General features: G+C 63.9%; 10 protein-coding genes and 5 pseudogenes. All 15 read right to left on the bottom strand.

The features are described from left to right. Nucleotides 1-116 precede the first annotated feature (116 nt). The 15 genes and pseudogenes from tuf to YO9_RS0113795 all read right to left on the bottom strand — a co-directional run bounded on the left by tuf (nt 117) and on the right by YO9_RS0113795 (nt 13,699). A complete protein-coding gene (tuf, locus tag YO9_RS0113860) occupies nt 117-1,307 on the bottom strand; it encodes an elongation factor Tu (RefSeq protein WP_016998032.1) in 1,191 nt (396 codons plus the stop codon). Between the two features lie 159 nt (nt 1,308-1,466). After that, nucleotides 1,467-3,579: pseudogene (fusA, locus tag YO9_RS0113855) on the bottom strand (elongation factor G). A gap of 78 nt (nt 3,580-3,657) precedes the next feature. Further along, nucleotides 3,658-4,128: a 30S ribosomal protein S7 gene (gene rpsG / locus YO9_RS0113850; RefSeq protein ID WP_016998030.1), complete on the bottom strand. Its 471-nt coding sequence runs from the start codon at nt 4,126-4,128 to the stop codon at nt 3,658-3,660. Continuing rightward, nucleotides 4,128-4,502 carry a 30S ribosomal protein S12 gene (gene rpsL, locus YO9_RS0113845; RefSeq protein ID WP_016998029.1) on the bottom strand — a complete coding sequence of 125 codons (375 nt, stop codon included), beginning with the start codon at nt 4,500-4,502 and terminating at the stop codon, nt 4,128-4,130. The genes rpsG and rpsL overlap by 1 nt, the downstream gene beginning before the upstream one ends. A gap of 265 nt (nt 4,503-4,767) precedes the next feature. Further along, the gene (locus YO9_RS0113840) at nt 4,768-5,562 is read right to left on the bottom strand and encodes an IclR family transcriptional regulator domain-containing protein (protein ID WP_016998028.1); all 795 of its coding nucleotides are present in this window, start codon (nt 5,560-5,562) and stop codon (nt 4,768-4,770) included. 88 nt (nt 5,563-5,650) lie between these two features. Continuing rightward, nucleotides 5,651-6,309 (bottom strand): annotated as a pseudogene (locus YO9_RS0113835) (3-oxoacid CoA-transferase subunit B). Further along, nucleotides 6,306-7,004: a 3-oxoacid CoA-transferase subunit A gene (locus YO9_RS0113830; protein ID WP_016998027.1), complete on the bottom strand. Its 699-nt coding sequence runs from the start codon at nt 7,002-7,004 to the stop codon at nt 6,306-6,308. Before YO9_RS0113830 ends, YO9_RS0113835 begins: the two are co-directional and overlap by 4 nt. Nucleotides 7,005-7,044: 40 nt before the next feature. After that, nucleotides 7,045-8,255, bottom strand: a pseudogene (locus YO9_RS0113825) (thiolase family protein). Nucleotides 8,256-8,429: 174 nt separating this feature from the next. Beyond that, the gene (gene pcaC / locus YO9_RS0113820) at nt 8,430-8,837 is read right to left on the bottom strand and encodes a 4-carboxymuconolactone decarboxylase (protein ID WP_016998026.1); all 408 of its coding nucleotides are present in this window, start codon (nt 8,835-8,837) and stop codon (nt 8,430-8,432) included. Nucleotides 8,838-8,851: 14 nt separating this feature from the next. After that, the gene (locus YO9_RS0113815) at nt 8,852-9,640 is read right to left on the bottom strand and encodes an alpha/beta fold hydrolase (protein ID WP_016998025.1); all 789 of its coding nucleotides are present in this window, start codon (nt 9,638-9,640) and stop codon (nt 8,852-8,854) included. Then, nucleotides 9,637-10,296: a lyase family protein gene (locus YO9_RS18820; RefSeq protein WP_262925700.1), complete on the bottom strand. Its 660-nt coding sequence runs from the start codon at nt 10,294-10,296 to the stop codon at nt 9,637-9,639. The genes YO9_RS0113815 and YO9_RS18820 overlap by 4 nt, the downstream gene beginning before the upstream one ends. Beyond that, nucleotides 10,275-10,727, bottom strand: coding sequence for a lyase family protein (locus YO9_RS18815; RefSeq protein WP_223286602.1), 453 nt, complete (start codon nt 10,725-10,727; stop codon nt 10,275-10,277). Before YO9_RS18815 ends, YO9_RS18820 begins: the two co-directional genes overlap by 22 nt. A gap of 349 nt (nt 10,728-11,076) precedes the next feature. Next, nucleotides 11,077-11,651 (bottom strand): annotated as a pseudogene (gene pcaG / locus YO9_RS0113805) (protocatechuate 3,4-dioxygenase subunit alpha). Further along, nucleotides 11,644-12,366 (bottom strand): protocatechuate 3,4-dioxygenase subunit beta, encoded by a 723-nt coding sequence (gene pcaH / locus YO9_RS0113800; RefSeq protein ID WP_016998022.1) that lies wholly within the window; start codon nt 12,364-12,366, stop codon nt 11,644-11,646. The pseudogene pcaG and the gene pcaH overlap by 8 nt, the downstream one beginning before the upstream one ends. A gap of 137 nt (nt 12,367-12,503) precedes the next feature. Continuing rightward, nucleotides 12,504-13,699 (bottom strand): annotated as a pseudogene (locus YO9_RS0113795) (4-hydroxybenzoate 3-monooxygenase). Nucleotides 13,700-13,865 lie beyond the last annotated feature (166 nt).

Here is a 13,865-nt window from a genome sequence, read left to right as displayed (position 1 = left end):
GCCGAGCGGCGTCGTCGCCCTGGATTCCGGGACGCGTAAGGCCCCGCCAGCACGAGACTGACGGGGCCTTACGGAGTGTTGTCGGACTAGCCGACGATCACTTCAATAATCAGAGATTACTTGATGATCTTGGTCACCTTACCGGAACCAACGGTGCGGCCACCCTCACGGATAGCGAAGCCGAGGCCGTCCTCCATGGCGATGGGCTGGATCAGCTCAACGGTCATTTCGGTGTTGTCGCCGGGCATGACCATCTCGGTGCCCTCGGGCAGCGTGATGACGCCGGTGACGTCGGTGGTGCGGAAGTAGAACTGCGGACGGTAGTTCGAGTAGAACGGGTTGTGACGTCCGCCTTCTTCCTTGGACAGGATGTAGACGTTTGCCTCGAAGTCCGTGTGCGGGGTGATGGAACCCGGCTTGCAGACAACCTGGCCACGCTCGACATCGTCGCGCTTGAGGCCACGCAGCAGCAGACCACAGTTCTCGCCTGCGAGGGCTTCGTCCATCTGCTTGTGGAACATCTCGATACCGGTCACGGTGGTCTTCTGGATCGGGCGGATGCCGACGATCTCGACCTCGGAGTTGATCGGCAGGGTGCCACGCTCGGCACGGCCGGTCACCACGGTGCCACGACCGGTGATGGTGAAGACGTCCTCAACGGGCATCAGGAACGGCTTGTCGGTGTCGCGCTCCGGCTCGGGGATGTTCTCGTCCACGGCCTCCATGAGGTCCTCAACGGACTTGACCCACTGAGCGTCGCCCTCGAGAGCCTTCAGAGCGGACACGCGCACCACGGGTGCGTTGTCGCCGTCGAAGCCCTGGTCGGACAGCAGTTCACGAACTTCCATTTCAACGAGGTCCAGCAGTTCCTCGTCGTCGACCATGTCGGACTTGTTCAGTGCGACCAGCAGGTAGGGAACGCCCACCTGGCGGGCGAGCAGAACGTGCTCGCGGGTCTGTGCCATGGGGCCGTCGGTAGCGGCAACCACGAGGATTGCGCCGTCCATCTGAGCAGCACCGGTGATCATGTTCTTCACGTAGTCCGCGTGACCGGGGGCGTCGACGTGTGCGTAGTGACGCTTCTCGGTCTGGTACTCGATGTGAGAGATGTTGATGGTAATGCCGCGCTGCTTCTCCTCCGGAGCGGAGTCGATGGCACCGAAGTCGCGCTGCTCGTTGAGATCCGGGTACTTGTCAGCAAGCACCTTGGAGATAGCAGCGGTGAGCGTGGTCTTGCCGTGGTCAACGTGGCCGATGGTGCCGATGTTGAGGTGCGGCTTGTTGCGCTCGAACTTGGCCTTAGCCATGATGTGTTCCTCCTAGAACATTGAGGTGAGACTTACTCGACGACTCCGAATGTCCGGAGTCTGCTATCACAGCGCACAGCACTGCTGCAGTCGAAACCTATGAAAGTCTACTTTGGCTTGAGTGGTTTATCGAAATTCGGGGACTAGTCCCCGGTGGGCTTACTCGCCGCGATTCTTCTGGATGATCTCGTCGGCGACAGCCTTGGGGACCTCCGAATAGCTGTCGAACTGCATCGAGTACACGGCGCGACCTTGAGTCTTGGAACGCAGGTCACCGATGTAGCCGAACATTTCGGACAGCGGCACGAGGGCCTTCACCAGCTTGACGCCGGTGACGTCCTCCATGGACTGGATCTGACCACGACGGGAGTTCAGGTCGCCGATCACGTCGCCCATGTACTCCTCGGGGGTGCGAACCTCCACGGACATCAGCGGCTCGAGGAGCACAGGTTGGCGCGACGAACGCCTTCCTTGAACACCATGGAACCGGCGATCTTGAACGCCATTTCGGACGAGTCGACATCGTGGTATGCACCGTCGAGCAGGGTGGCCTTCACACCGACCATGGGGTAACCGGCGAGAACGCCCAACTGCATGGCGTCCTGGATACCGGCATCCACGGAGGGGATGTACTCGCGAGGGATGCGGCCACCGGTCACCTTGTTGTCGAACTCGTAGAGTTCCTCGGCGTCCAGCGGGAGCGGCTCGAAAGCAACCTGCACCTTAGCGAACTGACCGGAACCACCGGTCTGCTTCTTGTGCGTGTAGTCGACCTTGTCCACGGCCTTCTTGATGGTTTCGCGGTAAGCCACCTGCGGCTTGCCCACGTTGGCTTCCACCTTGAACTCGCGCTTCATGCGGTCCACCAGGATGTCCAGGTGGAGCTCGCCCATGCCGCCGATCTCGGTCTGGCCGGTCTCGTCGTTGAGGGACACCGTAAAGGTGGGGTCCTCAGCGGAGAGCTTCTGAATAGCGGTCGAGAGCTTCTCCTGGTCACCCTTGGTCTTGGGCTCGATGGCCACGAAGATCACGGGCTCGGGGAAGCTCATGGACTCCAGAACAATGGGGTCCGAGGCGTCGCACAGGGTGTCACCGGTGGTGGTGTCCTTCAGTCCGATAGCCGCGTAGATGTGACCGGCGGAGATCTCCTCCACCGGGTTCTCCTTGTTGGAGTGCATCTGGAACAGCTTGCCGATGCGCTCCTTCTTGCCCTTGGTGGAGTTGAGCACCTGCTCGCCCGCCTTGGCCTTACCGGAGTACACGCGGATGTAGGTCAGCTGACCGTAGAACGGGTGAGCCGCGACCTTGAACGCCAGAGCGGCGAACGGAGCGTTCGCGTCTGCCGGACGGGTCATGACCTCTTCCTCGTCCTTCACGGAGTGGCCCTGCACGGAGAGGACGTCCAGCGGGGTGGGGAGGTAATCCACCACGGCGTCGAGCATGGGCTGCACGCCGCGGTTCTTGAACGCAGAACCACACAGCACCGGGTAAGCCTTGGAGTTGATCGTCAGCTGGCGAATGCCGTGCTTGATCTCGTCCTGGGTCAGCTCTTCACCGTTGAGGTACTTCTCCATGAGCTCGTCGTCGGCTTCAGCCACGGACTCGACCAGCTGGTTGCGGTATTCCTCGGCACGGTCCTTCAGATCCTCGGGGATCTCGCGGATCTCGTACTTGGCACCCAGGGAGACGTCACCCTTGGAGTCGCTTCCCACACGAATGCCTTCATGGTGAGCAGGTCGACAACGCCCACGAAGTCGTTCTCGGCGCCGATGGGCAGCTGCAGAACGAGCGGGGTTGCACCCAGACGGGACTTGATGGTGTCCACGGTGAAGTAGAAGTCTGCACCGAGCTTGTCCATCTTGTTGACGAAGCAGATACGCGGAACTTCGTACTTGTCAGCCTGACGCCACACGGTCTCGGACTGCGGCTCAACGCCTTCCTTGCCGTCGAAGACTGCCACGGCGCCGTCGAGCACACGCAGGGAGCGCTCGACCTCGACCGTGAAGTCCACGTGACCCGGGGTGTCGATGATGTTGATCTGGTTGTCGTGCCAGTAGCACGAGGTCGCGGCGGAGGTAATGGTGATGCCGCGTTCCTGCTCCTGCGCCATCCAGTCCATCGTGGATGCACCGTCGTGCGTCTCGCCGAGCTTGTGGTTGATGCCCGTGTAGAACAGGATTCGTTCGGTGGTCGTGGTCTTACCAGCATCGATGTGAGCCATGATGCCGATATTGCGGACCTTGTTCAGGTCGGTAAGCACGTCAAGTGCCACGATGGTTCCCTTCGTAAAGGTTGGTGCCGGGCCCATGGTCGGCCCCGCTGTTGGCGGGGCCGACACGACTATCGGATTTTACCAGCGATAGTGGGCGAAGGCCTTGTTGGACTCAGCCATCTTGTGAGTATCCTCGCGGCGCTTCACAGCGGCACCCAGGCCGTTGGAGGCGTCGAGGATCTCGTTCTGGAGACGCTCAGTCATGGTGTTTTCGCGGCGGACCTTGGCGTAGCCAACGAGCCAACGCAGCGACAGCGCGGTGGCGCGGCCTGCCTTGACCTCGACCGGAACCTGGTAGGTGGCGCCACCGACACGGCGGGAGCGGACCTCGAGGGCCGGCTTGACGTTGTCAAGGGCCTTCTTCAGGGTTGCGACGGGATCGGAGTTGGTCTTGTTGCGCACGCCTTCAAGGGCACCGTAAACGATGCGCTCTGCGGTGGACTTCTTACCGTCCTGCAGAACCTTGTTGATCAGCTGGGTGACAACGGGAGAGCCGTAGACGGGATCTACGACGAGGGGGCGCTTGGGAGCGGGACCTTTACGAGGCATTACTTCTTCTCCTTCTTGGCGCCGTAGCGGGAACGAGCCTGCTGGCGGCCCTTGACACCCTGGGTGTCGAGTGCGCCGCGCACGATCTTGTAGCGAACACCCGGCAGGTCCTTCACACGACCACCGCGCACCAGCACGATGGAGTGTTCCTGCAGGTTGTGTCCCTCACCGGGGATGTACGCGGTAACTTCCACGCCGCCGTTGAGCTTGACACGAGCCACCTTACGAAGAGCCGAGTTCGGCTTCTTGGGGGTGGTGGTGAACACGCGGGTGCACACGCCGCGCTTCATGGGGTTGCCCTTGAGCGCGGGGGCTTTGGTCTTGACGACCTTGGACGTCCGGCCCTTACGGACCAGCTGCTGAATAGTTGGCACAGTGCCTCCTGTTTGGGCAGACCTTGCGTTCACCGGGTGAACGGCCTGCTGACTGCGGATTGGTAAGTCACGGAGGCGGGCATGACAAAAAATGGCATCTAGGTACAAACTGCGTACCAAAGGACAGGGTCCAATTTGCCATTGAATCGAAAATGCACACGCTCGTGACCGAGCAATTCCTAGCCAGTGTAGCAGCTACGTTGCATGCTCGCGAACCGGGTGGTAGGCCGCGATCGAGGAGTTCTCAGGAAATCACCGTCGGTGGTCAGTTCCCCGACGCCGCGAGGTCTTGAGAGATGGCGGCCGCACACGCGAGCAGTTCCGGAATGACCTGGGCTTCCGGGTGATCGGTGTCCACGCCGGGCATGCCCACGCGCATGGACACGTTGATTGCCGCAACGGTGCGACCTGTGAGGTCCTTGACCGGAACAGCGGCCGAGCGCAGCCCCACTTCGAGTTCCTGGTCCACCACGGAATAACCGCGTTCGCGGACGAGCTGCAGCTGCTGCAGCAGGGCTTCGCGCTCGGTGGTGGTGCGTCTGGTCAGCGGTGAGAGTTCCGCCGTGGCCAGGTACTCCCCCAGTTCCTTGGCATTGAGCCCGGCGAGAAGCACCCGCCCCATAGAAGTGGCATAGGCGGGGAACCGGGTTCCCACGGCAATGGCCACGGTCATGATGCGGTGGGTGGCCACGCGGGCCACGTACACGATGTCCTGTCCGTCGAGCACGGACAGGGAGGTGGACTCCTGAAGCGAGTCCGAGAGGTTCTTCAGGTGCGGACTCGCGATCTGGGGCAGCGACAGCGCCGAGAGATACGAGTAACCCAGCTGCAGCACTTTGGGTGTGAGTTCGAACATCCGCCCGTCCGACCGAACGTATCCCAGGGACTCCAGCGTCAGGAGGAACCGGCGGGCGGTGGCTCGCGTCAAACCCGTGTGGCGCGCAACGTCCGAGAGCGTCATGACGGGCTGAGCGGCGTCGAAAGCGGAAATCACGGACAGCCCGCGCGCGAGCGACTGAACGTACTGGCTCTTGTCGGCGGAGTCTGCGTCGGCACTCACGGGGGGCTCCAAATCACACGGGTCTATTCAGGTTTCGATTAAAGCAAGGCGGGGGCGGAACCTCGAAAGTTCCGCCCCCGCGCCAGCGTCAGTTGGCGGGCTTCAGCTCGATGTCGACCAACTCGGTGAGTTCGTCGAAACCGATGCCGAAGGTCTCGCGCACGCGCACGCCGTCCTCCTCGATGAGGAACACAGCCTTGTCCGTGTAAATGCGAGACACGCACCCCACACCGGTCAGCGGCATATCGCATTCCGCAACCAGCTTGGACTGACCCTTCTTGGTCTGCAGCGTCATCATCACAAAGGTCTGCTTGGCGCCGGTAGCCAAGTCCATGGCACCGCCACTGCGGGGATAGCACCGGGCTTACCGGTGTGCCAGTTGGCCAGGTTGCCGTTCTGATCCACCTGGAAGGCACCCAGGACACAGCAGTCCAGGTGGCCGCCGCGCATCATCGCGAAGGAGTCAGCGTGGTGGAAGTAGGAGCAACCCTCGGTCTCGACCACGGGGATCTTGCCCGCGTTGATGAGATCCGCGTCGACCTCATCGCCCTTGGCCTCGGCACCCATGCCCAGCATGCCGTTCTCGGTGTGCAGGGTGACGTCGTCCTCGGGGGACAAGTAGTTGGAGACCAGCGTGGGCTGGCCGATGCCCAGGTTGACGTAGGCGCCGGCGGGGATGTCGCGGGCTACGACCTCTGCGAGCTCTTCGGGGCTCAGGGCGTGATCACTGTTCTGCGGGACACTCATGCCGCACCTTCCTCTCGCGGGTCTACCTGCTTGGGAGCTTCGAGCTTGACCACGGTGTCCACGTAGATACCGGGGGTCACCACGACCTCGGGGTCGATCTGCCCGCGCTCCACGATCTCGCTCACCTGCACGATGGAGTGCTTGGCGGCCGCGGCCATGATGGGGCCGAAGTTACGGGCGGTCTTGCGGTAGACCAGGTTGCCCGCGGTGTCCGCGGTGTGTGCCTTGGTCAGGGAGAAGTCCGCGTGGATGGGGTACTCGAGCACCTGGTGCTTGCCGTCCAGTTCACGAACTTCCTTGCCCTCGGCCAACGGGGTGCCGTAGCCGGTGGGGGTGTAGAAAGCGCCGATGCCGGCACCGGCGGCGCGAATGCGCTCGGCCAGGTTGCCCTGCGGCACGACCTCGAGCTCGATCTCACCGGCGTGGTACTTCTCGTCGAAGTGCCAGGAGTCCGCCTGGCGCGGGAAGGAGCAAATGATCTTCTTCACGCGACCGAGCTGGATGAGCTTGGCCAGTCCCACATCGCCGTTGCCGGCGTTGTTGTTGACCACGGTGAGGTCCTTGGCGCCGTTCTCGATGAGCGCGTCAATGAGCTCCACGGGCTGTCCGGCAACACCGAAGCCACCGATCATTACGCAGGCGCCGTCGTGGATGGGCTCCACGGCCGCGGCCACGCTGTCTGCAATATTCAGCATGAGCTGTATGCCTTTCTTCGTTTGGTCTGGGGTTGAGCGCTTAGCCCTTGGCGTTTTCGTTCTCGAGCACCACGGCGAGGCCCTGGCCCACACCGATGCACAGGCTGGCCACGCCCCAGCGTTCGCCGGTCTCTTCGAGGCGACGTGCCAAGGTGCCGAGCACGCGGGTACCGGATGCGCCGAGCGGGTGACCGATCGCGATCGCGCCGCCCCACGTGTTCACGATGCTCTGGTCCACGCCCCACTGGCGCAGGCACGCGAGCGACTGCGCGGCGAAAGCTTCGTTGAGTTCGACCGCGGCGACGTCGTCCCAGGAAATGCCCGCGCGCTTGAGCGCGAGGTTGGCAGCCTCCACGGGCGCCTCACCGAAGTACTGCGGTTCGTTGGCAGCGGCACCGCGACCGGCGATGCGGGCAATGGGCGCGCTGCCCAGCAGGTCCGAACCCTTTTCGCTGCCGAGCCACACAGCCGAAGCGCCGTCGTTCATGGGGGACGCGTTACCGGCGGTGACCGTGGCGTCCTCGCCCGTGCGGAACACGGTGCGCAGGCCGGACAGGGTCTCGGCGGTGGAGTCCGCGCGCACCGTCTCGTCGCGAGTCAGTTCGACGCCGCGCTTGGTGTTGGGCTTCACGCTCACGGTGAGGTTGTCGTACTTGCCTTCGTCCCAGGCCTTGGCGGCGAGCTGGTGCGAGCGAGCGGCGAACTCGTCCTGGTCCTCGCGGGAGATGTTGTGCTTCTCGCGCAGCTGCTCGGTGGCCTCCCCGAGGGACACGGTCCAGGCATCCGGCATTTCCGGGTTGACCAGGCGCCAGCCAGGGTGGTGTTGGCGAGCTTCAGATCCTGCATCGGGAAAGCACGCTCGGTCTTGGGCAGCACCCACGGAGCGCGGGACATGGATTCCACGCCACCCACGAGCAGCAGGTCCCCCTCGCCCACCTCGATCTGACGCGAAGCCATCATCGCGGCGTCCAGGGAGGAACCGCACAGGCGGTTGATCGTGGAGCCAGGGACGGAGGTCGGCAAACCCGCGAGCAGGGTGGCCATGCGGGCCACGTTGCGGTTCTCTTCACCGGCGCCGTTGGCGTTACCGAAGTAGACCTCGTCGATCTTCGAAGCATCCAGCTGGGGAGCGCGCTCCACCATGGTCTTGACCACGAGGGCGGCCAGATCATCGGGGCGGTGGCTGGACAGAGCGCCACCCACCTTGCCGAACGGGGTGCGGACTGCGTCGTACACGTAAGCGTGGTTCATGTGAATCCTCACGGTTAGGGCTCACCCGGTCTCCCGGGGCGACACCGTCTCCATCGACCGACGACGCCGCGTTGCGTGATTTCAGAGTAACCGAAAGTGCACGCCATGTGAACACTTGTACGCATAGCGAACACAGTTGACGGACTGTTGCCGCTTTCTCGCTGTTTCCGTGGGCTACTCCCCCAGCACTCCCATGTCCGAGAGCACCTTCTGGGCGTGCTTGAACGCGTTGTTCGCCGAAGGCACTGAAAGGTAGATGGCCGACTGGAGCAGGATCTCCTTGATCTCATCCGGGGTCAGGCCGTTACCGATGGCCGAGCGCACATGCATTTCGAACTCTTCCCAGTGCCCCGCTGCGATCAACGCAGTCAGCACGCACGCGCTGCGCATGCGTCGATCCAGGCCCGGGCGGGTCCAGATCTCGCCCCACGCATAGCGGGTGATGAAGTCCTGGAACTCCTCGGTGAACTCGGTCTTGCCGGCCTCCGCACGATCCACGTGAGCGTCGGAGAGCACCTCGCGGCGCACGGCCATGCCCTCGCTATGGGCCTGGGACTGGGTGCGTTCTGAACGGTCCGTCATGATGTCCTTTCTGCTCAGCGGTGGGCCGAGATGAATCGGGAAATGTGTTCTGCGGTAACCTGCGGGGCCTCGACCGCCAGCAGGTGAGAGGTGTTCGCCACGGTTTCGTGGCGGGCGCCCAATTTGTCGGCCAGTTCCTGCACGGTCTCGGGACCGGTGACGACGTCGCTCGGTCCGGACAGCGCCTGAACGGGCACCTTGGTCTCGGGTTTGGTGTCTCGCAGGTCGAAGGTTGCCAGTGATCGGCACGCGGCCGCGTAGCTGAGTCGGTCCGCGTTCTGGAGATCGTGCAGCAAGGCCGTACCGGCCTCAGCGTTTTTGGCCAAGAAGTCAGGGGCGAACCACAACTTGGCGGAGTTGATCACCTGGGTCGGCGTTCCGGCCTGAGCCACGAGATCCGCGCGTTCGTGCCAGCCTGCGGGATCCGGGAAGTAGTCGGTCGTGGCAATGAGCGTCAGCGAGGCCAGGCGGTCGGAGTGCTCGGCGAGCAACTGTTGCCCCACTGCGCCGCCGATGGACGTGCCCACGTAGTGGAAGGGCCCGGCAGAGACGTGTCCGGCGACCGCATCCAGAACACCCTGCGCAAGCTCCGCAACAGTGAACTCCTGTGCCGGCCCGCTCACGCCGTGACCGGGGAGATCCCAGCCGACCACGCGCATCTCTTGGCCCAGCTGGGAGGCAACACGGCCGTACAGGTTGCTCACGGACGTGCCGATTCCTGGCCCCAGGACCGCCAGTGGGGCGTCATCGGGAAGCTGTTCGGGGTGGGAGAACTCCACGAGTCCAAGCTCGGGAACGCTCATGCAATCAACCTTCCTCGGTGGTTTTTCACGGCGCGGGCACACAGTTGCTGCGTGGCACCCAGGTAGCCGCGCGGGTCCAGCAGCTGCCGCAGCCAGGCGCTCACGCCGTCACGGTCCTGCGGGTTCACACCCTCCGGCAAGGCCGGCGCGTCCTCGGCCATGACCAAATCGGTCAAGTGGTTTGCGAGCGCGTCAGTATCGACGGAGTGCTCGCGCACGGCCGCCTGCACCCGCTGCTTGGCAGTGGAGCCGTCGGATTCGGAGAGCACGGGGGCCAGCGCGGCGCTCAGCCGTTCGGCCATCACACCGGTGCCCGCATCGCGCAGGTTGTGAGCCATCCGCTCCGCATTGACGGTCAGGCCCTCGGTGAGTTCCGCAGCGTGCGACGCCGCCGCGGTGGTCAGGACCGCCAGCTCGCGGAGTGCGGGCCATTCGGCGTGCCAGCCACCGTCCGGGCGTTCGTCCACGGCCGCCGCGGCACCGGAATTGACCTGCCCCAGGAGGTGAGGCGCGGCCAAGGCGGTGCGTTTGAGTAACACGCTCAACACGGGATTCTGCTTCTGCGGCATGGCGGAGGAGACCCCTCGACCCGGGGCTGTGGGCTCGCGCAGCTCCCCCACTTCGGGCCGGGACATCAACAGCACGTCATTGGCCATGCGTCCCAATGCGGCAGTCGTTTCCGCGAGCGCTCCGCCACCCTGAGGACGGGCACTCGGTCGGTGTGCCAGACCTGCTCCGGGACGGCCAGTCCGAGTTCCTCGGCCCAGTACCCGATGAGAGTGAAAAGTCGTTCTGCGGTTTCATCCGCGCCTGCACCCTGATCACACAGGGCCATGCCCGCGGCCAGGGTTCCGGAGGCTCCCCCGTAGGACACGGGAAGGTGGGCGCGCTCGAAAACGTCGCGAGCGGCGTCGTCGACACCGGCAAGCCACGAGGCAGCCTTGAGACCGAACGAAATGGGCAGGGCGTGCTGGGTGAGGGTACGGCCGACCATGACGGTCTCCGCGTGTGCTTCGACCAGGCCGGCGAGCGCGTCACCGGTGCGCTGCAGATCCGGCACCAGACTGTCCTGCGCGGCCTTGAGCACCAGGCGAGCGCGGTGTCCATGACGTCCTGGCTCGTGAGGGACTTGTGCACCGCGGCCACCGGTGAACCGTGCAGTTCCTTGACCGCGGCGCGGTAATCGGCGAGCAACGGAATCACCGGATTGCCGCCGCCCTCGGAGGCTACTGCCAGTCGGTTCAGCGACACCTCGTCGAGAGTGACGCGGTCGACCGCCTCACGACAGGTGTGAGCGATGTCTTCCGGAACGAGCCCCAGACGTGACTGGGCCGCGACCCACGCCGCCTCCGTGAGGAGGACGGCGCGGGCCACGGCACGGTCGTCGAGCAGCTCAGCCGCCCGGTGGCTTCCCGGTGTGAGAAGACCTGTGTTGATCATTCAAGCCCCGGGTAGGCCAGGAACACGGTCTCGCCGTCACCCTGCAGGTGCACGTCGAAGCGCAACGAGCCGTCCGCTTCGCGGGTGCCACCAGGGTGGCGCGCTCGTCCTCGGACAGCCCCGAGAGCAGCGGGTCGTTGGCGAGCGCCTCGGTGTCCTCGGGCAGGTAAATGCGCGTGAACAACCGGTTGAGCAGGCCGCGGGCGAACACGGTCAGGCAGATGAACGGTGCCTTGCCTGCCTCGGTCGGGCCCGGGTTGACGGTCGTGAAGGTGTAGTGGCCCTCGTTGTCCACAGCCACACGGCCGAATCCGGTGAAGGTGTAGCCGTCACGAATCAACGAACCGGTCTCCTGGGAGACGTTGCCGTTCTCGTCCGCCTGCCAGATTTCCAGCATGGAGTCCGGCACGGGAACGCCGTGGCCGTCGTACACGGTGCCGTGCAGTCGCACGGAACCGGGGTGCGAGCGATCCACCAGGTTCTCGCCGTTCTCGTACGGCAGTGCGTACCCGTAGAACGGGCCGATGGTCTGGCCCGGGGTGGGTACCAGGCGTTGGGTGTTCTCAGACATTGCTGTCATCCTCCGTCCAGGTCCGGTTGGAACCGCTCAACACGATGTCCCACTTGTAGCCCAGCAGCCACTCGTGCTCGGACACGTTGTGGTCGTAGTCGGCCACGAGGCGCTCACGGGCCTTGGGGTCAACGATCGACTGGTAAATGGGATCCAGCGCGAACAGCGGGTCGCCCGGGAAGTACATCTGGGTGATCATGCGCTGGGTGAAGTCCGTGCCGAAGAGCGAGAAGTGCACGTGCGCCGGACGCCATGCGTTCTGGTGGTTCTTCCACGGGTACGGTCCGGGCTTGATGGTCACGAACGAGTAGGACCCGTCGTCACCGGTCAGGCAGCGACCCACGCCCGTGAAGTTCGGGTCGATGGGTGCGGGGTGCTGATCGCGCTTGTGGATGTAACGACCCGCGGCGTTGGCCTGCCAGATCTCCACCAGCTGATTGCGCACGGGGCGGCCATCGCCGTCAAGGATGCGGCCGGTGATGCGGATGCGCTCACCGATCGGCTCGCCGCCGTCCTGAATGGTCAGATCCGACTCGAGCTTGTGCACGTCCCGCTCGCCGAAGGCCGGAGCGTAGAGCTCGATGGTCTCAGGGTCCGTGTGACGCGGATCCTTGGTGGGGTGGCGCAGGATGGAACTGCGGTAGGGCGCGTAGTCCAGCCGCGGCTGGGTCTCCGTGCGACCGGATTCCTCGTACTGCTTGGTGATCTGGGCCATCTCGTTGTTGAGCTGGTCCTGGCTGTCAGCGGCGTCGTCGGCGCCTTGGCCGTGAGCGGCTCGAAGGCGTCTTCTGGATTTTCAGCTGCCATGATTCATCTCCTTAGGGGACATAGCTGCGGTGGTTGATGCGTGGCTCAGTTGTCGGGCCAGCCGGTGTAGCACTCGGCAAAGTAGGCGGAGCCACGATCCGAACCGGTAATGGATGCGAATTCGCCGCGGCGGCGCTTCTGGTTGAACGGGTTCTCGCCCGGCTGGATGTGCATGAGATTGGTGGCCCAGTACGAGAAGTTCTGCGCTTTCCAAATGCGTTCCAGAGCCTTGGCCGAGTACTCCGCCAAACCGCTCTCGTCACCCTCATCGAAGAAGTCGACGATGGCCGGGGCCAACACGCGCACGTCGCAGAAGGCCAGGTTCAGACCCTTGGCGCGGTGGGCGGAACCGTGTGCCCGGCGTCCCCCACCAGGAACATGTTCCCGTAGCGCAGCGGTTCGCATACATAGGAGCGGAAGGGCAGCACGGTCTTGTCGAAGATCTTGCCGCGCTGCAACTGGAGCCCGTCCGGGCCGTCGATGCGGCGCTGCAGCTCCGCCCAGATGCGCTCGTCGTCCCAGTCGTCGATGTTCTCGTTGGGATCGCACTGGAAATACATGCGCTGAACGGTGTCACTGCGCTGGGAGATCAATGCGAAGCCGTGCTCCGAGTTCGCGTAGATCAGTTCGGGAGCCGAGGCCGGAGCCTCACACAGGATGCCGAACCACGCGAACGGATACTCAATGAAGTTGTCCGTACGGATGTCCTCGGGGATCTGACGCTTGGAAATACCCTTGGAGCCGTCTGCACCGACCAGGATCTTGCAGCGGATCTCGAGGTCTTCTCCGTCAGCCGAGGTACACAGGATCTTGGGCTGCTCGGACGTGAGGTCAACGATCTGGGTGTCCGTCACCTCGTAGCGGACGTCTCCGCCGTCGCGCTTGCGAGCGGCGGCCAGATCGACGAACACCTCGTTCTGCGGGTAGAGCCACACGGACTCCCCCACGAGCTTCTGGAAATCGATGCGGTGGCTGACACCCTCGAAGCGCAACGTGGTGCCTTCGTGTTCGTGGCCTTCTGTCAGGACCCTCCCGTCAACGCCGGATTCCACCAGCATCTTGACGGTGCCGGCCTCGAGAATGCCGGCGCGGTGCGTGTTGGCAATCTCGTCGTGGGAACGCTTCTCCACAACCACGCTGTCGATACCTGCCTTGTACAGCAGGTGGGAAAGCATCAGCCCGGCGGGGCCTGCGCCCACGATGCCGACCTGGGTTTCCACGATTGTTCGCTCTTTGACCATGTGTCCTCCTTGCGCACGTGTGACTCACATTATGGGACTGCTGCACGGTTAGGTGACATCTGAGATGGCTTGCCTGAGGGGTGGGTCTGGAAGGATGTTGCTGTGCCAAAGCCCTACCCAAGCGAGTTCCGTGACGACGTCGTGCGCGTCGCGAGGAACCGCGAGC

It is taken from the genome of Kocuria atrinae C3-8 (genome assembly GCF_000286355.1).
GTDB lineage: Bacteria > Actinomycetota > Actinomycetes > Actinomycetales > Micrococcaceae > Kocuria > Kocuria atrinae_A.
The sequence above is the reverse complement of the archived record's forward strand: the minus strand, read 5'-3'. Positions and strand labels throughout refer to the sequence as shown.

Bases quoted from the DNA above. Each gene is read 5' to 3' on its own strand.
- tuf (WP_016998032.1), bottom strand. From the start codon at position 1,307: ATGGCTAAGGCCAAGTTCGAGCGCAACAAGCCGCACCTCAACATCGGC.
- rpsG (WP_016998030.1), bottom strand. From the start codon at position 4,128: ATGCCTCGTAAAGGTCCCGCTCCCAAGCGCCCCCTCGTCGTAGATCCC.
- YO9_RS0113830 (WP_016998027.1), bottom strand. From the start codon at position 7,004: ATGCTGAATATTGCAGACAGCGTGGCCGCGGCCGTGGAGCCCATCCAC.
- pcaC (WP_016998026.1), bottom strand. From the start codon at position 8,837: ATGACGGACCGTTCAGAACGCACCCAGTCCCAGGCCCATAGCGAGGGC.
- YO9_RS0113815 (WP_016998025.1), bottom strand. From the start codon at position 9,640: ATGAGCGTTCCCGAGCTTGGACTCGTGGAGTTCTCCCACCCCGAACAG.
- YO9_RS18820 (WP_262925700.1), bottom strand. From the start codon at position 10,296: ATGGCCAATGACGTGCTGTTGATGTCCCGGCCCGAAGTGGGGGAGCTG.
- pcaH (WP_016998022.1), bottom strand. From the start codon at position 12,366: ATGGCCCAGATCACCAAGCAGTACGAGGAATCCGGTCGCACGGAGACC.